This window comes from Neisseria sp. P0022.S009, assembly GCF_051956675.1.
Lineage (GTDB): Bacteria > Pseudomonadota > Gammaproteobacteria > Burkholderiales > Neisseriaceae > Neisseria.
Window position 1 is genome coordinate 57675 of record NZ_JBQCXE010000007.1, and the last position, 20332, is coordinate 78006.

Below are 20332 nucleotides of genomic sequence, written 5' to 3' on the forward strand. Positions count from 1 at the left end.
GCTAGACTAAGCTCGTTTGAGTTGTAAATTAGACCGATATTATACGCAGGCAAAGGCCATCTGAAAAATGGAAGTGGCGTTGCAGGCAAGAAAAGCCGGACTCTTTTTGAAAGTCCGGCTTTAGGGTGCCCGATATTTTAATGGTTAACCCAAAATATGCATTAACTGGTCAATGTTGAACGTACCTTCGTCAAAGCGGAATTCGCTGACTGAGGGGATTTTTTGACCTTGGGCGTCGGTATGGATGTCGGCATATTGGTGGTCGATGGTGATGAGGTCGTTGTGATTGTTTTCGCCACGAATGGTGATGTTCCAAGTCGTGCCGTCTTTTTCGTTGACCGTTTCGAGCGACAGATCCGAGAGGGAAATGCCAACGCCGAATTGGATGGCGTTTGTGCCGTGATGGTCGAAAATGGTGTCATAGCCTTCGCCGCGATTGAATACATAGGTATCGTTACCGGCTTCGCCGTGCAATATATCGTCCCCTAAGCCGCCAAACAGTGTGTCGTTGCCAGCGCCTCCGTGAAGGATATCGTTACCTGCTTCGCCCAACATAGTATCGTTACCGGCGCCGCCATACAGCGTGTCATTGTCTAAACCGCCGTTCAGATGGTCATTGCCACCGCCTCCGTAGAGAATATCGCTGCCGGCATCGCCGTTGATGACGTCGTCGCCGGTGCCGCCGGACAATTTGTCATTGCCGCTGCCGCCGTGAATCTCATCATTGCCCCGGTTACCGTAGATGATGTCTTCGCTTTCAGTACCTTTGATATGGTCGTCGGCGTGGGTGCCGTTGAATGTGGTTTTGCCGTCGGCAAAGGTTTGGCTGACGCTTGCCTGTCCTAAATTGCTGACATAAAGCATATCCCAGACATCCAGGCTCGGGACGGTGACTTCCAGTGCCACCGGTTTGCCGTTTTCATAGATGACGGAAGATTCCAATGTGTGCATGGATATATCGTCTGAGTCGGGGGAAGCCAGTTGTACGATGGCTTGCTCGGCCTGTTCTGCGCTGATTTCCATATCAAACGGGATTCTGACTTTAGGATTGTCGAGATTCAGCGTGTGGTGGTTGGAGCTGTTCCAATTGGTGTCTTTGTCGAGGCCTGCGAGATTGATTAATTGGACAACTCGGCCGCCGTCTGCGGTGGCCTTGGTCCATGTATAAACTTTGCCTCCTTCGCCTGAGGTGGAAGTCATGTCGTAGCCGTCGGATGCTACGATGGAGGCATGACTGTCTTTGAGTTCAACCAAGCCTTCGCCGCGAAGCAGCTCCTCATAGGCGGTAATGAATTGTTGATAGTTGAATTCTGATTTGGCTAGGGTTTCGTTGGTTTTGAGCGTTTGAGCGGGATAGTATGGATCTTGCAAAATACCAAAACCATGTGCGTTTTTATCCGGGTGGTTGTTGAGTGCGGCAACAGTCATGTGGTAGCCGCCACTCGCTGCGATAACGGCATCGACCAGCAATTCGTTGTCCGGATTGAGTTCGGAAGAATGATCTTCCGGGTGGGTACCTTTTTGAGTATAGGCGGCAATAATCGGGAAAACGTGATTGTAATCGTACAGACGGCCTACCAAGCGTTTAAGCTCGGCATAGTTGTGGTTTTCATAATGGGTATTTCCGGCTGTATCTTTAAAATCGCGCGGCCAGATTTCTGAGTAAGGAACATCCATGCCGGTGGTGGATAAGACATCGGCCCTGCCTGTGCTGATGTCGTTGATCATATAAGTTTGACCGTAATCGTGTAACTTTTCCGCAGCCGCGGCTGACAAATCGTCATAACCGTCAGACATTCTGAAGTTTTCAGTCTTTTGGCCGTTTTGTATTTTGTAAACGAGGTTATCACCCATGGTATCGGCCTGCCAGCCGTCGAAGCCGCCTGTTTTCAGGGCTTTGATCATGGTATTGACGATATAGTTTTGCCAGCTTTTGTCGGCAGGATCGACGAATTGTTGTACGGATGTTTTGGTTTCTGCACCGGCTTTGCCGAAGTTGGAATGCTCTTGGGCATTGTAGAGTTTGACATTATTTAAAATGTCTTTGATGGCCGGGTTATCGAGTTCGTCATTGGAGGCGGCGTTAAGCATATTGTAGAGCATGGCACTGCCGCCTTTTTCGTGAATTTTGTTCACGAGGTTTTTAATCAGTAGGGTATCGATTTGGGGAGGGTTGGGTTGGCCGTTGTTGACAGCCCAAGTCGCCCATTCTTGCTTGAAGCTGTTGACGTTTGGAAATGGATTGGAGGTTGTGTCGTACACATCATAGAAGAAATAATTGTTGATGTGCATTTGTGCCAGTTGCTCGATATTGTTTTGATAGCCTGCGAGCTGGTCATTGGTCATGGAGTTGTTTCGTTCTGCCGAATTATCGTTAGATCCCGCCACTACGCCATAGCGGGGAAAAATGGTCCAGTCGTCTTCGACAGACAAACCCAGTGTTTTGCTGGTGTGGTTGCCGGTGTTGTCAACGGTTTCTACTTTGACGACGTAGCCTGAATTGGGTGAAAAAATATCGGAAGAAAGTTTGACGGTGGTTGAGTTCAGATGATCCAATTTTTGGATTTCTGTACCTAAATGGCTGACGGTAACAGAGGTGATTTTGTCTGTCGCATTGGAGATGTTCAGAATAACATCATCGCCGTTGGTATAGGCTGCCTTGTTAAAGAGAATAGTCGGTAAAGGGGCTGTTTTTGCTTCAGTTGTCATGCTGTATATTCGCTTCTAAATATTATATTTTGAAATTGCCTTAACAAATTAATATCACTTAAGTTGTTGATATGGATAATTGTTAAGACTTTTTAGTAGGAAGAGCGGAAAATAAGTTCCCCGTTTGATAGCAAATATCTAAAATAATTCGGTTTATGATTGAAATTCAAAAAGGCCGTCTGAATGTTTTGTTATTCGAAAGACGGTTTTTTCAGACATATAACCAAACACCATAAGAAAATCAGAAACCATTCTTTCCTATTTTTTCAGACGGCCTTTAATATCGGCGGATAATCATTGATAAAGCAAGAACACGACCATGAGCCATTATCCTTTGTTTGCCGATTTGAAAAACCGCCCTGTTTTACTGGCAGGTGCGGGTAAGGTTGCCGAGCGCAAGGCGGAAAGTCTGTTGTCTGCCGGAGCGCGCGTGCGTGTTGTTGCGGAAACTTTGAATCCGCAGTTTCAGCAATGGGCGGCTGAAGGGAAAATAGTTTGGCTGGGCGGCTTGTTTGAAGAAGCCATGTTGGACGAGGTATATTTCGTTATTGCGGCGACGGATGACGGTGTGTTTAACCGCCGTGTTTTTGAAGCGGCGGAACGACGGGCGAAATTGTGCAATACGGTGGATACGGCGGACTTGTGTTCGTTTATCGTGCCTGCCGTGGTGGATAGGGGGCCGTTGAAGATAGCCATATCCAGCGGCGGTACTGCGCCTGTATTGGCGCGGAAATGGCGGCAGATGATCGAGACATTGATTCCGCTGCATACGGGCACGATGGCGCGTATTGCCGGTAAATGGCGCGAAAAGGTTAAGCAAACGCTGAATAATGTCGAACAACGCCGTTATTTTTGGGAAAAGTTGTTTGACAGCCGTTTCGGTATTTTTGCGGCTCAAAACAATATCGAGGCGGCGGAACGCGAATTGATCACGCAGTTAAACCGGGAAACGCCGTTTGGCGGCGAAGTGGTCTTGGTGGGGGCAGGGCCGGGCGATCCGGGCTTGCTGACCATACATGCTTTGCAGGCGATTCAGGCTGCGGATACCGTGTTTTACGATGCTTTGGTGTCGGATGAGATTTTGGCGATGGTGCGTAAAGATGCGGTGAAAATCAGCGTGGGCAAACGGGCCGGCGCACACCATGTCCAGCAGGAAGAAACCAACCGTCTATTGGTTGAACACGCTCAAAAAGGCGAGCGCGTAGTGAGGTTGAAAGGCGGCGATCCTTTTGTGTTCGGGCGCGGCGGGGAGGAAGTGCAAACCCTGCATCATGCCGGAATTGCTTACCGCATTGTGCCGGGCATTACTGCCGCGCTTGGTGCCACTGCTTATGCCGGTATTCCGTTAACCCATCGCGATTGTGCGCAAAGTGCGTTATTTGTAACCGGCCACAGCAAACACGAGGGCAACCAGCCCGATTGGCAGACTTTGGCTTTAAGCCGCCAAACGTTGGTAATTTATATGGGGACGCTTAAAGCGACCGAGATTGCGGAAAAACTGATGGCTTATGGCAGACAGCCTTCTACGCCTGTCGCCGTGATTTCCAATGGGACTTTACCGAATCAAACCGTGCGGACAGGCCGTCTGAAAGATTTGGGCTTGCTGGCTGCCGAAGCGGAGCGTCCGGCTTTAATGGTGATTGGCGAAGTGGTCGCCCTGCGCAATGAGATGAAATGGTTCGGAGAAGGTATCGAATATTTCGAAGAAGCTGCGTAAAGAGAATGGATTAAATCAGGCCGTCTGAATATTGATTTCAGACGGCCTTGTCTTATTTAAAAGCTTGGCAATATTGCTGATAACGTTCTGCCAGTCCGTATAGAATGAGTGCGGTCAGCCCCCAGATGTCGTAGCGTTGGAAAGGCAGGGCGGGGAGGGCGAGGGTTTGATTGTTGTGATGAAGCCGGCGGAATGTGTAGTTTTGCAGGTTTAAGGCGAAATCCAAAGGCAGATAAAAAATTTCAGCTACTTCGTCGGGATTGGCTTTGGGGTTGACGGGCTGGATGCAAATTGCCGGAACAGGCGTAACACGATAGCCGGTAGGTGTGTCATAAAAGGGTAGCGGCGTAAAAGTTTGCCATACGGTAATCGGAATGGCGGTTTCTTCATAAGCTTCTCTTAACGCCGTTGCCGTTAGGCTGTCGTCTTGGGCATCTTTGCGGCCGCCGGCAAAGGCGATTTGCCCGGTGTGCTGCCTTAAGGTATCAGCTCTTTTGGTCAGTAAAATTTGCCACGTTCCTTCATGCAAGACAATACCGACCAAAACGGCTGCTTCTTTGACCGTGTGGGCGGTAAATAATTGATTGCGCTCTGCTTGCATACGGCTGCTGAAGTGTGAAGTTTGAGTGAAGAAATGGATAATTTGATCGGTATCCATCTTTGATGCTGATGGTTTTATGCAGATGAGGATTACACAAGGTTTACGGTTGCTGTGTCAACAAAATAGGGTGCGTGTGTTACAGTTATGCCTGAATGATAAATAAAGCTTTGCGTCTGTTCTGCAAGTGCTTAGGCCGTCTGAAAATGTCGGCAGGTTCTCAAAAAGGATAGTTATGTTGTTTTCCCCATCCCGTATTCGAGTAGCAGCTGCGGCTGTCATGATGTTGTTTGCTACACAAACTTTTGCCGCGCCCGGCGATTCAAAGGCTGTTTTTGAATCGGCTAAGATTATTAAAAAGAAAAGCCGTGCCGACCGTTTTTCTCCCGAAGAGCGCGAACAGGAGCGGATACGTCTGTTGGGTATACAAAACCGCACCTCGCAGGTTTTTACTTTGTTAAATTCAGAACTGGCCTTGCAAAAGGGCGATGCGGCTTCTGCGCTGTTTACTTATATTTTGACTTTGCATCGCACCAAATCTCCTGAAGTGGCCGAACGTGCTTTGGAGATGGCGGTTTCGTTAAACGCGTTTGAACAGGCTGAAGCCATTTACCAAAAATGGCGCGAAATCGAGCCGGAGCCTGGTGAAACACAAAAGCGTATGACTTGGTTGCGCAATTTGCTGCTGGGTAAAGCCGATAAGAATTTGAGCGGATTGGACAAGGTGATTGCCGGCGGTAGCGAAGACGAGCAAAAGCGCGTGTTCCTGCTTTTGGCGCAAACCGCAGCCCAACAGCCGAATCTGACCAGCGATGCAGTCAAACAGGTGCATAAAACGGCCTTGAATTATAAAGATTTTCCAGAAGCGGCGATTGCAGATGCAATTTTTAGTGCAAAAGACGGTCAAAAGAAACATGCCATTGCCGCATTGCAACGTTTGGCCAAGTTGGACAACGAAATTCTACCGCCGACTTTTGTTACCCTGCGTCTGATGGCGCAACGGCATCCTGATATTCTGGACGGCTTTTTCAAAGAGACAGACACCAAAACCTTATCTCCGATTTGGCAGGAATTGGACATCGCCAATTTGATCGCCCATGGCCAAAATGATAAGGCTTTTAAGCGTTTACAGACTTTGTTGGAAGAAAATCCTAACCCTGATTTGTATATTCAGGCCGCCTTATTGTCAGCCAGCAAGACGGAAAATATTTCTGCGGTAAACAGCTATCTGGAAAAGGCTTATAAAGTCGGTACAGAAGAGCAGCGCAGCCGTGCGGCGTTGATTGGCGCGGTTTCTTATAATGATATTGAAGAATTGGCCAAAGCCAAACAATGGCTGGATAAGGTAACGGCTACGGCTTATACATTTGATAAAACCATTTTGGCCGCTTCCATCGAAGCCAAACAGGGCAACCATAAAGAGGCTTGGGCTTTGGTACAACGCGCACAAAAAATGCCCGAGCAAAGAGGACGTTATTTTGAAGCTAAGGATTTGTTGAGTACGGCTTTGTTCGTATTGTCTAAAAATACCAATCTTCAAGAATCGTTGAACGCTTTAAACAGCTTGGTAAATTCCACCGAAAAATCCTTGAAAACCCAAGCTTCTCCGGAGCTGCTTGCCAATGTGTTGTATCAGCGTTCGATGGTTTATGAGAAGCTGAATCAGCCAGGCAAGGCGATTGCCGATTTACGCCGTGTGGTAGAGCTGTATCCGGATAATCCGCACGGTTGGAATGCTTTGGGCTATACCTTGTTGTCCAACGGCAAGGATTTGGACGAGGCATTCAAAATGGTTCAGACGGCCTATCAAATGGAGCCGGAAAGCGCAGCCATTAATGACAGTGTAGGCTGGGCTTATTATCTTAAAGGCGATGCACAAACAGCTTTGCCGTATATCCAATATGCCTACGAAAAAGAACCTGAAGCCGAAGTCGCCGCACATTTGGGCGAAGTCCTATGGACGCTTGGCGACCAAGACAAGGCCAAAGAAATCTGGAATGACGGCTTGAAACGCGGAAGCAATCTCCGAGTATTGAAAGAGACAATGTCCAAATTCGGCATAACGCCCAGCAAACCGCATACTCAAAAACACAAATAAAACCAAAAGACCGTCTGAAAAGCGTTTGATTTCAGACGGCCTATGAAGGAATATCCATGAATTTAAAACAATTATCATCGGTTGCAGCCTTATTGCTTTTGGCTGCCTGTGCGCAGCCAAACTTACCTCAGCAAAACAGTTGGCAAGCGGCCGAACAGGTGCAGGATTTTAGCGCAGACGGTCGCTTGGCTGTCAAAGTGGAAGGAAAAGGCTCTTATGCCAATTTCGACTGGACTTATCAAAATGCGGTTCAAACCATTGATGTTAATACACCGTTGGGTAGTACCGTAGGCCAGCTGTGTCAAGATAGCGAAGGCGTATTGGCAGTAGACAGTAAGGGTAAGGTTTATCAGGCGGAAACGGCTGAAGAATTGAGCAGACAGCTTTTGGGTTTTGCTTTGCCGGTTCAATATCTGCATATTTGGGCTGATGGCAAACGCGTTGCCAATGCGCCATACAAAATCCTGCCTGACGGCCGTCTGGAGCAGTTTGACTGGACAATATCGCGCACATTAAATAGTTCAGGACAGCCCAAAACGCTACAACTTGAAAATGCCAAGTTTAATATCCGCTTGGTGTTCGACACGGTAAACCACTCTTTGGATAAAAATGGACAAACCCGATGCGCAGCACGCAAATAGAGGATGCCATGTCTGTTTCAGCGGAAATCCAAGCCTTTCCAGCGCCGGCCAAATTAAATTTGGATTTGAGGATTACCGGCCGCAGGAGCGATGGTTATCATAATTTGGAAAGTATTTTCTGTTTGATCGGCTTATACGATACCGTTCATCTGAAAATGCGTACCGATGGGCAGATTATTCTGCATACGCCGGTTGAAGGGCTTAAGCCTGAGCAAGACTTGACTTATCGGGCGGCTAAATTATTACTGCCCTATGCAAACGTGCCGCACGGCGTTGAAATTTGGCTGGATAAAGTGATTCCTACCGGCGGAGGCTTAGGCGGCGGCAGCTCCGATGCAGCCACGGTCTTAATGGTTTTAAACCAATGGTGGCGATGTGGTTTGAGCAGGCAGCAACTGATCGATTTAGGCGTAAGTCTTGGTGCGGATGTTCCTTTTTTTATTTTTGGCAGAAGTGCTTTTGCTAAAGGCGTGGGTGAGAAACTGGCTGAAATAGATGTCCCTAAACAATGGTATGTTATCGTTAAGCCACCTGTTCATGTAGCGACCGCTAAAATTTTTGCACATGAAGGCTTGACACGGGATTCCAAACCCAGCATAATGCCGACTTTCCAATCGTTACAGCCGTTTCAAAATGATATGCAGGCGGTTGTGTTTCAGGAATATCCTGAAGTTTGGAAGGCTTATGTTGAGTTATCCCAATATGGTCATGCATTAATGACCGGTTCCGGAGCATGCTTATTTATAGCATGTGAATCTCATCAAGAAGCAAATACAATTTACCAACAGGTTTCTCAATCATATGAAGCTTATTGTGTGGAAGGATTAGATATTCATCCGCTGTTTTATATGATTTAGTAAGTTGGGGAGTCGTCAAGCGGTTAAGACACTGGATTTTGATTCCAGCATGCGAAGGTTCGAATCCTTCCTCCCCAGCCAAACCCTTTGTTGGGGAGTCGTCAAGCGGTTAAGACACTGGATTTTGATTCCAGCATGCGAAGGTTCGAATCCTTCCTCCCCAGCCAACACTCTTTATTGGGGAGTCGTCAAGCGGTTAAGACACTGGATTTTGATTCCAGCATGCGAAGGTTCGAATCCTTCCTCCCCAGCCAAATAAAAGCGTGTAAGTTTTCTTACACGCTTTTTTACGCTAAGGGAAAAATAACGCTGAAAAACTTTTTTTTACCCGTCTTTACGCGTATAATCGCGAAATTAGTGTCTTGGACATAGGGCAAAGGGAAGCGTAATGTTTTCTGAGCGTAAATCAAATATTGAATCAGGTGAAGATATGGCTGCTTATGACAGTTTAATGGTGTTTACCGGTAATGCAAATCCGGAATTGGCGCAACGTGTTGTCAAACATTTGGATATTTCACTTGGCGAAGCCACCGTTTCCAAATTCTCAGATGGCGAAGTAGCCATTGAATTGTTGGAAAATGTACGTGGTCGCGATGTGTTTATTTTGCAACCTACCTGCGCGCCTACCAATGACAACCTGATGGAAGTTTTGACTATGGCCGATGCACTCAAACGTGCTTCTGCCGGTCGTATTACCGCTGCGATTCCTTACTTCGGCTATGCGCGCCAAGATCGCCGTCCACGCTCTGCCCGTGTACCGATTTCCGCCAAATTAGTGGCGAATATGTTGTACTCAGCCGGTATTGACCGTGTGTTGACTGTTGACTTGCATGCCGACCAAATTCAAGGTTTCTTTGATATTCCGGTAGATAATATTTACGCCACCCCGATTTTGTTGAACGACATTAAACAGCAACGTATTGATAATTTGACCGTTGTCAGCCCCGATATCGGTGGTGTTGTACGTGCGCGCGCTGTTGCTAAATCTTTAAATGCTGATTTGGCCATTATCGATAAACGCCGTCCTAAAGCCAACGTGGCTGAAGTAATGAACATCATTGGCGACATTCAAGGCCGTACTTGCTTGATCGTAGATGATATGATCGATACGGCAAATACTTTGTGTAAAGCAGCCGTTGCCCTGAAAGAGCGCGGTGCAGATCGTGTATTGGCATACGCCAGCCATGCAGTATTCTCCGGTGAAGCAGTGAATCGAATTGCTTCTTCTGAAATTGACCAAGTAGTTGTAACAGATACGATTCCGTTGTCTGAAGCAGCTAAAAAATGTGAACGCATCCGTCAAGTAACTATTGCCGGTTTGCTGGCTGAAACGGTACGCCGTATCAGCAATGAAGAATCCGTCTCATATCTTTTTAATGAAGAAGTGATGACAGGCAGCATGTTGCTGCCATAACCCCATGTCGTCTTAAGCTGGTCGCGGCCGATGACGACGATTTTATCTAAATTGGAGTATTAAACATGACTTACGAAATTCAAGCCTCTGTACGCGAAGCCCAAGGCACTGGTGCGAGCCGCCGCCTGCGTCGCGAAGGCCAAATCCCTGGCATTCTGTACGGTGAAGGTCAAGAGCCTGTTGCTATCGCTGTAGACCACAAAACTGTATTCTACGCATTGGAAAAAGAATCTTTCCATACCGCTTTGATTAAACTGTCTCTGAACGGTGAAACCAAAGACGTTATCGTGCGTGACTTCCAAATGCACCCATTCCGTCGCGAAGTTCAACACATCGACTTCCAAGCTGTGAAAGCCGATCAACCTGTACGTATCCGCGTTCCTCTGCACATTGTTAACGCTGAAAACTCTCAAGCTGTTAAACTGCAAGGTGGCCGCGTATCTCTGTTGAACACTTCTGTTGAAGTAATTGCTTTGCCTGCAAACATTCCTGCTTTCTTGGAGCTGGATTGTACATCAGTAGTTGCCGGCGACATTCTGCACTTGTCAGACATCAAACTGCCGGAAGGTGTTGAAAGCGTTTCTCTGAAACGTAACGAAAACCTGGCTGTTGCTACTGTTACCGGTAAAAAACGCTAATCGTAGTGAATATAAGAAAACCGTATCAGATAAATCTGATACGGTTTTTGTTTGATGTAAGCGGCTATAAATTCAAATAGTGGAGATAAAGCCAAAGTATCTTATAAAGTCATTTGCTATAAAACTTGGTATAGCGTAAAGCGATACGTTTTATAAGATTGAAGCAATTTCTTTGCGAAGCTTATTAAGAAAGCGTCCATGCCGTACCCATTGTGCAGCCGATTCATAATCCTGCTGTTCAAATGTTTGTTGCAAATCTTGATATAGGTTGTTTTGTGCATTTTGGATTTCTTGATCCAATGCTCGGATGGCATCATGATTTTGTTCCATCTGAGCATCCATCAATGTTTCTCGCCATTCCATTTGCTGCATGAGGAATTCCGGAGAGAAAGAAGTATGTTCAGGTGCGTCAGCATCGATACCTTGCATTTTCAACAGGTACGCAGCGCGGTCGATGGGATTTTTTAAGGTGCGGTAGGCATCGTTGATGGTGGACGACATCATCACAGCCTGTTTTTGCTCGAAGGTGGATGCTGAAGCGAATTTGTCAGGATGGAAGCGGGCAGCCAAGGCGCGGTAGGTTTGCTCCAAGTTTTCGGCGTCGATATCGAAAGTGGGTTCAAGCTGGAAGAGTGTGAAATATTGAGACATGGCGGGATAATTAATGTGAAATTTTCGGCAGAAGCCTGATTTTGCCTTATAATCCGCTGATTCTTAACCAAAAGGACTGAATATGAGCAGTAAAGTGCAACATAATAAAGGCAAAATACGCGACAATGCTTTAAAAGCCTTAGTGAAATCTGATTTGTTCCGACACAAGGTGGAACGGAAAAGAAAAGGCAAAGGCAGCTACAACAGGCAGGAAGCGAAAAAATGGCGGGACGGTTTTGATACTGTCCCGCCATTTTTATGTCTTAAACGTGGAAGCTCTCGCCGCAGCCGCAAGAGTCTTTGACATTCGGGTTTTCAAATGTGAAACCTTCCTGTAAACCTTCTTTGGTGTAATCGACTTGAGTGCCGTCCAGATAAACCAAGCTTTTCGGGTCGATATAAATGCGCGCGCCGTGTTCTTCGAAAATTAGGTCGTCCTCGTTCGCTTCATCGACAAATTCAAGATTGTATGCCATACCTGAGCAGCCGCTGGTTTTCACACCCAAGCGAACGCCCAAGCCTTTGCCGCGTTTTGTCAGGTAGTTATTGATGTATTTGGCTGCGTTTTCTGTGATGGTAATCATACTTTTTTCCTCATTTCGCAATTATTTTCTGTTTGCCAGTTTTTATTTCAGACGGCCTCTTGATTTTCAGGCCGTCTGAAAACGCTGTTTTGCCCACTCTATTGCGGCGGCAATGGCAGCTTTAGCTTGCGGACTGTTTTTCCAACAGGTCGAGCCGGTCAATTTCGCGCCCTGTTCCAAAACATCGTCCAAATCCGCTGCCACCAGCGTGGCGACATCATCCAAACCCATTTGCTGCAAACGCTGCAATACGGTTTTGCCTATGCCTTTGACGGCAAGCAGGGATTGGGCTTCTTCATCGGTAAAAGGCATATCGTCTTCTTTGATTTTGGATTTTGCAGGTAGAACGACTAAATATAAACCCTTATCGCCCTCTCCCTAACCCTCTCCCACGGGGAGAGGGGATAGATTTGCAGGCAGTCCCAAATTTGGCAGCAACTTCAAAAGGATTAAGTTTCTGTGTCCTTACCCTCTTCTTTACAAGAAAAGGCATGCCGTTTCTTTTGATTTTGCAGGCGTATCGACTAAATATAAGTCTGCGGCTTATTGCCCTCTCCCTAACCCTCTCCCGCGGGGAGAGGGGATAGATTGGTAGGCAGTCTCAAATTTGGCGGCAATTTCAAAAGGATTAGGTTTCTGTGTCCTTGACTTCCCACCTCCGAGGGAGATGGGAATAAATCATCAGGTTTGCTTTTCCCGAAAATCCTAAGACTTTCAGAAATCCTGTGAACGTCTGCCGACAAAGCACCCACTAATCGGATTATTTGTTTTCCTGACGTTTGCGATAGTCGGCAACAGCCGCTTTCACTGCATCTTCAGCCAAGATGGAGCAGTGGATTTTCACAGGCGGCAGTTCCAATTCTTCGGCGATTTCGCTGTTTTTGATTGCCAGCGCGTCATCCAGACTTTTGCCTTTGACCCACTCGGTAATCAGGCTGGAAGAAGCAATGGCAGAGCCGCAGCCGTAAGTCTTGAATTTTGCATCTTCGATAATACCCTCATCGTTTACTTTGATTTGCAGACGCATTACGTCGCCGCAGGCCGGTGCGCCGACCATGCCGGTGCCGACAGATTCGTCGTTTTTATCGAAAGTACCGACGTTGCGGGGATTTTCGTAGTGATCGATTACTTTATCGCTGTATGCCATGATGTGGTTTCCTTAAAATATCGTGGTTTGTTGATGTTTTAGTCGTCTGAAAAAGACGATAGTTCTAAATTGTCTAAAATTAGGCGTGCCAATAAGCTGCTGTCAGCATGGTATGCCTGAATACAGGCTTGAATCATTTGTTCGGCGGAGATATTTTGCCAATGTATCTGCAAACCGTTTTTCAGTGCCAATTGTGTCATAAACAGGCGCAATGTTCTGCCGTTTCCTTCACGAAAAGGATGTAGGACGTTCAACTCGCCCAAATAATAGGCTACACGCTCAGCGAATTTATCTTTATCCAACCCCTGCAAATAGTTTTCGCTTCGCAGCTTCTCCAAAAGTTTACGGCTTTCGTTTTCGATAAAAGCAAAATTGGCAAATCGGGTATTACCTTTGGAAATATCAATCCGCCGGATTTCACCTGCCCAATCATAAACATCGCCGAACAGTTCGCGATGAATGGTCTGTAAATGCGCCAAATCGAAATTGCCCGTAATGGGTTGCAAAAGCAGATTTTGGGCGGAAATAGCAGAAATGTCTCTTTCGACCTTTTCTAATTTAAGTGGATCTTGAATGGCTAATTTATTTCTAAATACACCATCATTCATATAGATTATGTCTTCACCACCGTATTTACTCATTTTTTTAGAACCTTTGTTTAATTTTTCTTATTTCTTTCTCAATATTTGTTTTACCAATCTTTAGAAGTTGCATTGCATATTGAGTTTGTCGGCTAATTTCTAAATTCTCCATTTTCCATGAACCAGTGATATCATCAACATCTTTTGTCCAATGATCTTCAATAGTTAACCATTCCAAACTTCCTTTATCATGATCAATAATATCAAGATGATGCCCTCCTTGATAAACAAAAATGTTTTTATTCTTAAATAAGGAAGAGAATTTTTTGAATATAGATCGATTGTATTCAATAACAGATAAAGCAAATTCAATATCTTTTTTTAATACGTCTAAATCTTGTTCGTAATCTAAGTCAAATTGTTCAAAATATTTTCCATAAATAATACGTTTATAACCATTTGGCAAATTAATAATTTTAACTTTCATGGTATTCTTTCTATGAAAATAGCTTACAAGACTGTCTATAAAAAGTGTTTTGCTGTATTCAAAAATCAGACTCACTTTATCAGACAGCCTTTGTTTGACATCAATCTTAATGCGTTGCCCATTCAATCGAGTTCAAGTCAATCCCGTCTTTGAACATTTCCCACAGCGGAGACAGTTCGCGCAGTTTGCCGATTTTGGATTTAATCAGTTCTGCTGCGAATTTCACTTCTTCTTCGGTGGTCATGCGGCCGAAGGTGATGCGCAGGGAGGAATGTGCCAATTCGTCGTTGCGGCCGAGTGCGCGTAAAACGTAGCTTGGCTCAAGGCTTGCGGAAGTACAGGCGGAGCCGCTGGATACGGCGAGTTCTTTCACTGCCATAATCAGGCTTTCGCCTTCGACGAAGTTGAAGCTGATGTTCAGGTTGTTCGGGGCGCGGTGTTCGAGGTCGCCGTTGATATAGACTTCTTCGATGCCTTCGATGCCTTTGAGGAAGATGTCGCGCAGTTTGCGGTAGTGCGCCATGTCTTGCTCGAGTTCTTCTTTGGCGATGCGGAAGGCTTCACCCATGCCGACGATTTGATGGGTCGGCAGGGTGCCGCTGCGGAAGCCGCGTTCGTGGCCGCCGCCGTGCATTTGGGCTTCGAGACGCACGCGTGGTTTACGGCGTACATACAGGGCGCCGATGCCTTTGGGGCCATATACTTTGTGGCCGGACATAGACAGCAAATCAACTTTGGCGGCTTCAACGTCGACAGGCACTTTGCCACAAGCTTGCGCTGCATCGACGTGGAAAATGATTTTGCGTTCGCGGCAGATTTCGCCGATGGCGGGAATGTCTTGCACCACGCCGATTTCGTTGTTCACCCACATTACGGAAATCAGGATGGTGTCTTCTCGGATGGCGGCTTTCAGTACGTCTAAATCAACCAAGCCGTTTTCTTGTACGTCCAGATAAGTTACTTCAAAACCTTGGCGTTCGAGTTCGCGCATGGTGTCGAGCACAGCTTTGTGTTCGGTTTTGACGGTAATGAGGTGTTTGCCTTTGGTTTTGTAGAAGTTTGCCGCGCCTTTGATGGCGAGGTTGTCGGACTCGGTCGCGCCGCTGGTGAAGATGATTTCTTTGGGGTCGGCGTTAATCAGTGCGGCGATGTCGGTGCGGGCTTTTTCGACTGCCTCTTCTGCTTCCCAGCCGAATGCGTGGCTGTTGGAAGCGGGGTTGCCGAAGGTTTCGGTCAGATAGGGAATCATTTTTTCGGCAACGCGTTTGTCAACGGGGGTTGTGGCGGCGTAGTCGAGGTATACAGGGGTTTTGACGGTCATGGTTTGCTCTTTCGTTGGGTCATCTGCCTGCGGTCTTTGCCGTAGGTCGGTTTAATGAATGTGTGTAAAGGTAACGACATGACTGCTGTCGCTGCAGTTTTTTTGTTCAATGATGCTTTGCAGCGTAACGCCACTGAGGTAATCATTGATGGTTTTGTTTAAGTTTTCCCAAAGGTCATGGGTCAGACAGGGAGCGCCGTGGTGGCAGTTTGCTTTGCTGCCGCATTGTGTGGCATCCAGTCGGTCTTCGGCTGCGGAAATGATTTGTGCAATATTGATTTGCTCGGCGGGCGCGGCAAGGATGTAGCCTCCGCCTGGGCCGCGTAGGCTTTCAACCAATCCGGCACGGCGCAGCTTGCTGAATAATTGTTCGAGGTAGGAGAGCGATATGCTTTGTCGTTCGCTGATGGCACTGAGTTTGACAGCACCGGTTTGCGCGTTCATCGCCAAATCTATCATGGCGGTTACTGCAAATCGCCCTTTGGTAGTCAGTCTCATGGTGTGGTTGCCTGTGTGGGGCGTTTTTATTAGTGGGGGAATTGTCTAATATCTGAGTGTTTCAGTCAAGTATGTGGCGGCTCGGTTTGATTGTTTGTTTAAATGGTGGCATGGGTTGATTTTTAAATCGGAAAATATTTTCTTTATTTTTCTGTAATTTGGATTTGAGGCCGTCTGAAAAAAGGCTATCAACCCTACAAATATCAGGGTTAAAATGTTTTGATTTAATATTGATAGTAATATAGATTATCAAAATTATTCTTAAAATTTAGTTGTTTTGATGGAGCAGAGCAAAGGGTTGTTTGAAATGTTCAGACGGCCTGAACCATCCGTCTTTACCTTAACAGAGGCAATCGACAATGAAATGTGATTTAAGCAAAATAACCTGTATCGAAGACTTGCGCCTTGTTGCCAAACGTAAAATGCCGCGTATGTTTTATGACTATATCGATTCGGGCTCTTGGACAGAAACTACTTATCGTGAAAACACTTCGGATTTCAAAGACATCCGTTTCCGCCAAAAGGTATTGGTTAATATGGAGGGACGCAGTCTCGAAACCAAAATGATTGGGCAGGATGTGAAAATGCCGGTAGCGATTGCGCCGACGGGCTTTACCGGCATGGCACACGCCGACGGCGAAATCTTGGCGGCGCGGGCGGCGGAGAAGTTCGGCATTCCGTTTACGCTCTCCACCATGTCCATCTGCTCGATTGAAGACGTTGCCGAAAACACCAGCGCGCCGTTTTGGTTTCAGCTTTATGTGATGCGCGACCGCGAGTTTATGGAAAACCTGATTAAGCGTGCGAAGGATGCCAAATGTTCGGCCTTGGTATTGACCGCCGATTTGCAGGTTTTGGGCCAACGCCACAAAGATATCAAAAACGGTCTGTCCGCACCGCCGAAACCGACCATCGCCAATTTAATCAATCTGGCGACCAAGCCCGAATGGTGCATGAAAATGCTGAACACGGAACGCCGCACGTTCCGCAATATCGTCGGACACGCTAAAAATGTCGGCGATTTGTCTTCGCTGTCTTCATGGACGTCCGAACAATTCGACCCGCGCCTGAGCTGGGACGATGTGGCGCGTATTAAAGATTTGTGGGGCGGCAAGCTGATTATCAAAGGGATCATGGAACCCGAAGACGCGGAAAAGGCAGCGAAAAGCGGCGCGGATGCATTGGTCGTTTCCAATCATGGCGGCCGTCAGCTTGATGATACCGTATCCGCCATTAAAGCTTTGCCTGATGTGGTCAGCGCAGTGGGCAGCGACATCGAGGTTTGGATGGACAGCGGCATCCGCAGCGGCCAGGATATTTTGAAGGCTTGGGCTTTGGGTGCAAAAGGCACGATGATAGGCCGCGCGTTCCTGTATGGTTTAGGCGCATACGGCGAAGAAGGCGTAACCCGTGCGCTGGAAATTCTGTACAAAGAAATGGATATTTCCATGGCGTTTACCGGCCATCGCAATATTCAAGATGTGGATTCCAGCATTTTGCGTTCTACGCGTTGGCATCAAGATGAGTTTTAATCTTTGAACATAGGAAAAGGCCGTCTGAAAATCTGTTTTCAGACGGCCTTTTTATAGACGGCTATTTCTCATTTTGGCGATACCATTCGATGAAGGCATCGGGTTTGACAAAGCCTAATAAGGGTTCGCTATGACTGCCGTCGGCGCGGACAACAAACACACCCGGAGGGCCGAAGAGGCCGTATTCTTTCAGTAAGGCCTGATGGTCTGGAGTGTTGGCGGTTACGTCGATTTGGAAGAAGCGTTGCATATCGACTGCTTCGTGTACCTGCGGCTGGTTGAGCGTGTAGGCGGCCATTTCTTTGCAGGATACGCACCAGTCGGCGTAGAAATCGATCAGCACGGGCTTGCTTGGGTCGGCTTTCAAGGCAGCATCCATAGCGGCTTTAAGTTCGCCGACATCGGTAAACATCTTGCCGTGGTCGGTTTCTTGTCCGGCTTCGGATGGTGGAACCAACGTTAAGAAGTGGTGCAGGGCGGTGGTTTGTTTATTGAAGCTTTGCCAGCCAAACCACGAGCCGCCAATCAGCAGTAAAAAGCCCAATACGGCAGCAACGGTTTTCAGACGGCCTTTTTGTTTGCCTGATTTTGCCAAAAGCATCAGGGCGGGAACAATCATCAGCAAGGTGTAGAGGCCGACTACTGCGAAATAGGGCAGATGCGGCGTGGCGAGATATACGGCAACGGCCAGCAAAATGAAGCCGAATGCGTATTTGATGCAGTTCATCCAGTCGCCTGCTTTAGGCAGGATATGGCCGCCGAATGTGCCGATGATGATGAGCGGCACGCCGGTGCCGAGTGCCAAGACATAAAGCGCGAGGCCGCCCAACACGGCATCGCCGGTCTGGCCGATATAGCCCAAAGCAAACGCCAGCGGAGGCGCAACGCACGGGCCGACAATCAGCGCAGACAAAATACCCATGATGAAGACGGAAACGATTTTACCACCGGAGAGTTTGCTGCTTTGATTTTGGAAATAGGATTGGACGGAGTTGGGTAGCTGGATATTGAAGAAGCCGAACATCGATAGCGCCAATACCACCATCAACGCAGCGGCGGCAAGTACGACCCAAGGTTGTTGCAGCCATACGGTCAACAGCGCGCCGGTCAAACCGGCAATCACGCCGACCAAGGTATAGGTCAATGCCAAACCTTGTACATACACCATAGACAAGGTAAACGCGCGGCCTTTGCCGGCTTTTTTATCGCCCACGACAATGCTGGAAACAATTGGCAGAAGCGGATACATACAGGCGGTAAAGCTTAAGCCCAAACCTGCGACAAAAAACGCCAACAGGTTGGCGTTTAAAGTATCCCAAGAGAGCTTGAAGCGGCTGCTGTCGGGATTGTTTGCACTGGGCTGGGCAGGCATTGGGCCGTCTGAAGAGGCGGACGGTTGCAAAAAGCGGTCTTTGGCAGAAACCGGCTCATCGCTTTGCGGCTGGTAAACCCCGTTGCCTTTTACGTCAAACTCAGTATCCACCGGCGGATAACACACACCGGCTTCGGCGCAGCCTTGATAAGTCAGTGTCAGTTTGTATTGCGGCGCGGCTTGTTTGTAAGGCAGGTCAACCTGTGCGGTATGGTGGTAAACCGTTTGTTTGCCGAAGAATTCGTCTTCTTTTTCTTCGCCTTTGCTGAATTTGGGTTCGGCCAAGACTTTGTCCGGATCGGTCGCTGCAACGATTTTGGACTGGTACATATAGTAGCCGTCAGCGATTTTGAACTGCACGCTGACGCCTTGGTCGGTTACATTGACCTGGGGCACAAAGGCTTGCTCGGGTGGCAGCAAATCATTGGCATCTACTGCGAACGCGAAGCTGCTCAAGCCTAAAAATGCAATGAGGAAATAAAGGAATTTTTTCATAATATCCACGGATATGCCGTTGAGAAACCGTCATTATAAATGATGGGGAAAACAATCGGCTTAATTTAAGTTAAAGATTACGCGAGTTGTCTAATTCTTTTGAATTATATCGGATTACAGTTAACCGTACATGAGCGATAGTCTCATGTTATCGTTCAATTTATGCCAAAGGCCGTCTGAAACGTTCAGACGGCCTTTGTTGCTATTTGGCTTAACTTTAAGGATAAGCGATATAAGCGTAAGCGGAATGGTTGTGTATCGATTCGAAGTTTTCGCTTTCGACGACGAATGATTCGATGCGTTTGTCTGCTATTAACACCGTGGCCACATCACGAACCATGTCTTCGACAAACTTCGGATTTTCGTATGCTTTTTCCGTTACATACTTTTCGTCAGGGCGTTTGAGCAAGCCGTAGAGCTGGCAGCTTGCCTGTGCTTCAACGTAATCGATGATTTCTTCAATACCTACATCCGCATTCGCAATCAGGCTGACCGTCACATGCGAACGTTGATTGTGCGCGCCGTATTGGGAAATTTCTTTGGAGCACGGACACAAGGAAGTAACCGGAACCATCACTTTTAGGCTGTGGCTGTATGTACCGTTTTTGATTTCGCCGGTCAGGGTAACATCATAGTCGAGCAGCGATTGGATGCCTGAGACCGGCGCGCTTTTCTTGCGGAAAAACGGGAAGGAAACGCTGATTTTGCCGGAATGCGAATCCAGCAGGGCAACCATGTTGGCAGTCAGCTTGTGCAGTGTATCGAAATCCAAAGCATCGGTTTGTTTTTCCATCAGGGCGACAAAGCGCGACATATGCGTGCCTTTTTGGTCGGCAGGCAGGAAAACCGTCATGGTCAGGCGGGCGACGGTGGATTGTTCGCCTTCTTTGCTTTTGAGGGAAATCGGAAAGCGCAGGTCTTTGATGCCGACCTGATTAATCGGCAGGTTGCGTAAATCGCGGCTGGATTGCACGTCTGCAATGGCGTTCATG

The 20332-nt window shown here is 47.4% G+C and carries 20 protein-coding genes and 3 tRNA genes; 11 read left to right on the forward strand and 12 right to left on the reverse strand.

Features of this window, described 5'->3' with window-relative positions:
- Positions 1-144 precede the first annotated feature (144 nt).
- On the reverse strand, positions 145-2709 hold the full coding sequence (locus ACTHUG_RS09660) for a glycoside hydrolase family 66 protein (protein WP_440385816.1): 2565 nt from the start codon (positions 2707-2709) through the stop codon (positions 145-147).
- A 319-nt stretch (positions 2710-3028) separates the two neighbouring features.
- On the opposite strand from ACTHUG_RS09660, the gene cysG reads away from it, so the two are divergent.
- Positions 3029-4426, forward strand: coding sequence for a siroheme synthase CysG (gene cysG, locus ACTHUG_RS09665; protein WP_440385817.1), 1398 nt, complete (start codon positions 3029-3031; stop codon positions 4424-4426).
- Positions 4427-4478: 52 nt separating this feature from the next.
- On the opposite strand, the gene ACTHUG_RS09670 is transcribed toward cysG, so the two are convergent.
- A complete protein-coding gene (locus ACTHUG_RS09670) occupies positions 4479-5084 on the reverse strand; it encodes a CoA pyrophosphatase (protein WP_440385818.1) in 606 nt (201 codons plus the stop codon).
- A gap of 175 nt (positions 5085-5259) precedes the next feature.
- Between ACTHUG_RS09670 and ACTHUG_RS09675 the strand changes: the two genes are divergently transcribed.
- The 8 genes from ACTHUG_RS09675 to ACTHUG_RS09710 all read left to right on the forward strand — a co-directional run bounded on the left by ACTHUG_RS09675 (position 5260) and on the right by ACTHUG_RS09710 (position 10672).
- Entirely contained in the window at positions 5260-7122 is a 1863-nt protein-coding gene (locus tag ACTHUG_RS09675; RefSeq protein WP_440385819.1) for a tetratricopeptide repeat protein, read from the forward strand.
- Positions 7123-7178: 56 nt separating this feature from the next.
- Positions 7179-7763, forward strand: a complete 585-nt coding sequence (lolB, locus tag ACTHUG_RS09680) for a lipoprotein insertase outer membrane protein LolB (protein ID WP_188213225.1) — start codon at positions 7179-7181, stop codon at positions 7761-7763.
- An 8-nt stretch (positions 7764-7771) separates the two neighbouring features.
- Entirely contained in the window at positions 7772-8620 is an 849-nt protein-coding gene (ispE, locus tag ACTHUG_RS09685) for a 4-(cytidine 5'-diphospho)-2-C-methyl-D-erythritol kinase (protein ID WP_440385858.1), read from the forward strand.
- A 5-nt stretch (positions 8621-8625) separates the two neighbouring features.
- Positions 8626-8701, forward strand: a tRNA-Gln gene (locus ACTHUG_RS09690).
- A 10-nt stretch (positions 8702-8711) separates the two neighbouring features.
- A tRNA-Gln gene (locus ACTHUG_RS09695) sits at positions 8712-8787 on the forward strand.
- An 11-nt stretch (positions 8788-8798) separates the two neighbouring features.
- A tRNA-Gln gene (locus tag ACTHUG_RS09700) sits at positions 8799-8874 on the forward strand.
- Positions 8875-9050: 176 nt separating this feature from the next.
- Positions 9051-10034, forward strand: a complete 984-nt coding sequence (locus tag ACTHUG_RS09705) for a ribose-phosphate pyrophosphokinase (protein WP_107831933.1) — start codon at positions 9051-9053, stop codon at positions 10032-10034.
- A 65-nt stretch (positions 10035-10099) separates the two neighbouring features.
- Positions 10100-10672, forward strand: coding sequence for a 50S ribosomal protein L25/general stress protein Ctc (locus tag ACTHUG_RS09710; protein ID WP_049349632.1), 573 nt, complete (start codon positions 10100-10102; stop codon positions 10670-10672).
- Between the two features lie 150 nt (positions 10673-10822).
- Here the strand turns inward: ACTHUG_RS09710 and hscB are convergent, their stop codons facing one another.
- Positions 10823-11323 (reverse strand): Fe-S protein assembly co-chaperone HscB, encoded by a 501-nt coding sequence (hscB, locus tag ACTHUG_RS09715; RefSeq protein ID WP_440385820.1) that lies wholly within the window; start codon positions 11321-11323, stop codon positions 10823-10825.
- 82 nt (positions 11324-11405) lie between these two features.
- Between hscB and ACTHUG_RS09720 the strand changes: the two genes are divergently transcribed.
- Positions 11406-11627, forward strand: a complete 222-nt coding sequence (locus ACTHUG_RS09720; protein WP_003746467.1) for an alternative ribosome-rescue factor A — start codon at positions 11406-11408, stop codon at positions 11625-11627.
- Here the strand turns inward: ACTHUG_RS09720 and iscA are convergent.
- From iscA to iscR, 7 genes are all read right to left on the reverse strand, one after another.
- Entirely contained in the window at positions 11587-11907 is a 321-nt protein-coding gene (gene iscA, locus ACTHUG_RS09725; RefSeq protein ID WP_440385821.1) for an iron-sulfur cluster assembly protein IscA, read from the reverse strand. The two genes, ACTHUG_RS09720 and iscA, sit on opposite strands and share 41 nt — an antisense overlap.
- A gap of 66 nt (positions 11908-11973) precedes the next feature.
- Positions 11974-12219, reverse strand: coding sequence for a recombinase RecA (locus ACTHUG_RS09730; RefSeq protein ID WP_440385822.1), 246 nt, complete (start codon positions 12217-12219; stop codon positions 11974-11976).
- 448 nt (positions 12220-12667) lie between these two features.
- On the reverse strand, positions 12668-13054 hold the full coding sequence (gene iscU, locus ACTHUG_RS09735; RefSeq protein ID WP_003674559.1) for a Fe-S cluster assembly scaffold IscU: 387 nt from the start codon (positions 13052-13054) through the stop codon (positions 12668-12670).
- Between the two features lie 38 nt (positions 13055-13092).
- The gene (locus tag ACTHUG_RS09740) at positions 13093-13695 is read right to left on the reverse strand and encodes a putative adenosine monophosphate-protein transferase Fic (RefSeq protein ID WP_440385823.1); all 603 of its coding nucleotides are present in this window, start codon (positions 13693-13695) and stop codon (positions 13093-13095) included.
- A 4-nt stretch (positions 13696-13699) separates the two neighbouring features.
- Positions 13700-14122 carry a hypothetical protein gene (locus tag ACTHUG_RS09745; protein WP_440385824.1) on the reverse strand — a complete coding sequence of 141 codons (423 nt, stop codon included), beginning with the start codon at positions 14120-14122 and terminating at the stop codon, positions 13700-13702.
- A 106-nt stretch (positions 14123-14228) separates the two neighbouring features.
- A complete protein-coding gene (locus ACTHUG_RS09750; protein ID WP_440385825.1) occupies positions 14229-15443 on the reverse strand; it encodes an IscS subfamily cysteine desulfurase in 1215 nt (404 codons plus the stop codon).
- Between the two features lie 51 nt (positions 15444-15494).
- A complete protein-coding gene (gene iscR, locus ACTHUG_RS09755) occupies positions 15495-15941 on the reverse strand; it encodes a Fe-S cluster assembly transcriptional regulator IscR (RefSeq protein ID WP_003746476.1) in 447 nt (148 codons plus the stop codon).
- 359 nt (positions 15942-16300) lie between these two features.
- Between iscR and ACTHUG_RS09760 the strand changes: the two genes are divergently transcribed.
- Positions 16301-17473 carry an alpha-hydroxy acid oxidase gene (locus ACTHUG_RS09760; protein WP_070838113.1) on the forward strand — a complete coding sequence of 391 codons (1173 nt, stop codon included), beginning with the start codon at positions 16301-16303 and terminating at the stop codon, positions 17471-17473.
- 61 nt (positions 17474-17534) lie between these two features.
- On the opposite strand, the gene dsbD is transcribed toward ACTHUG_RS09760, so the two are convergent.
- A complete protein-coding gene (gene dsbD / locus ACTHUG_RS09765; RefSeq protein WP_440385859.1) occupies positions 17535-19340 on the reverse strand; it encodes a protein-disulfide reductase DsbD in 1806 nt (601 codons plus the stop codon).
- A 217-nt stretch (positions 19341-19557) separates the two neighbouring features.
- Complete coding sequence (gene folE2 / locus ACTHUG_RS09770) at positions 19558-20331, reverse strand: GTP cyclohydrolase FolE2 (RefSeq protein WP_440385860.1); 774 nt, start codon at positions 20329-20331, stop codon at positions 19558-19560.
- Position 20332 lies beyond the last annotated feature (1 nt).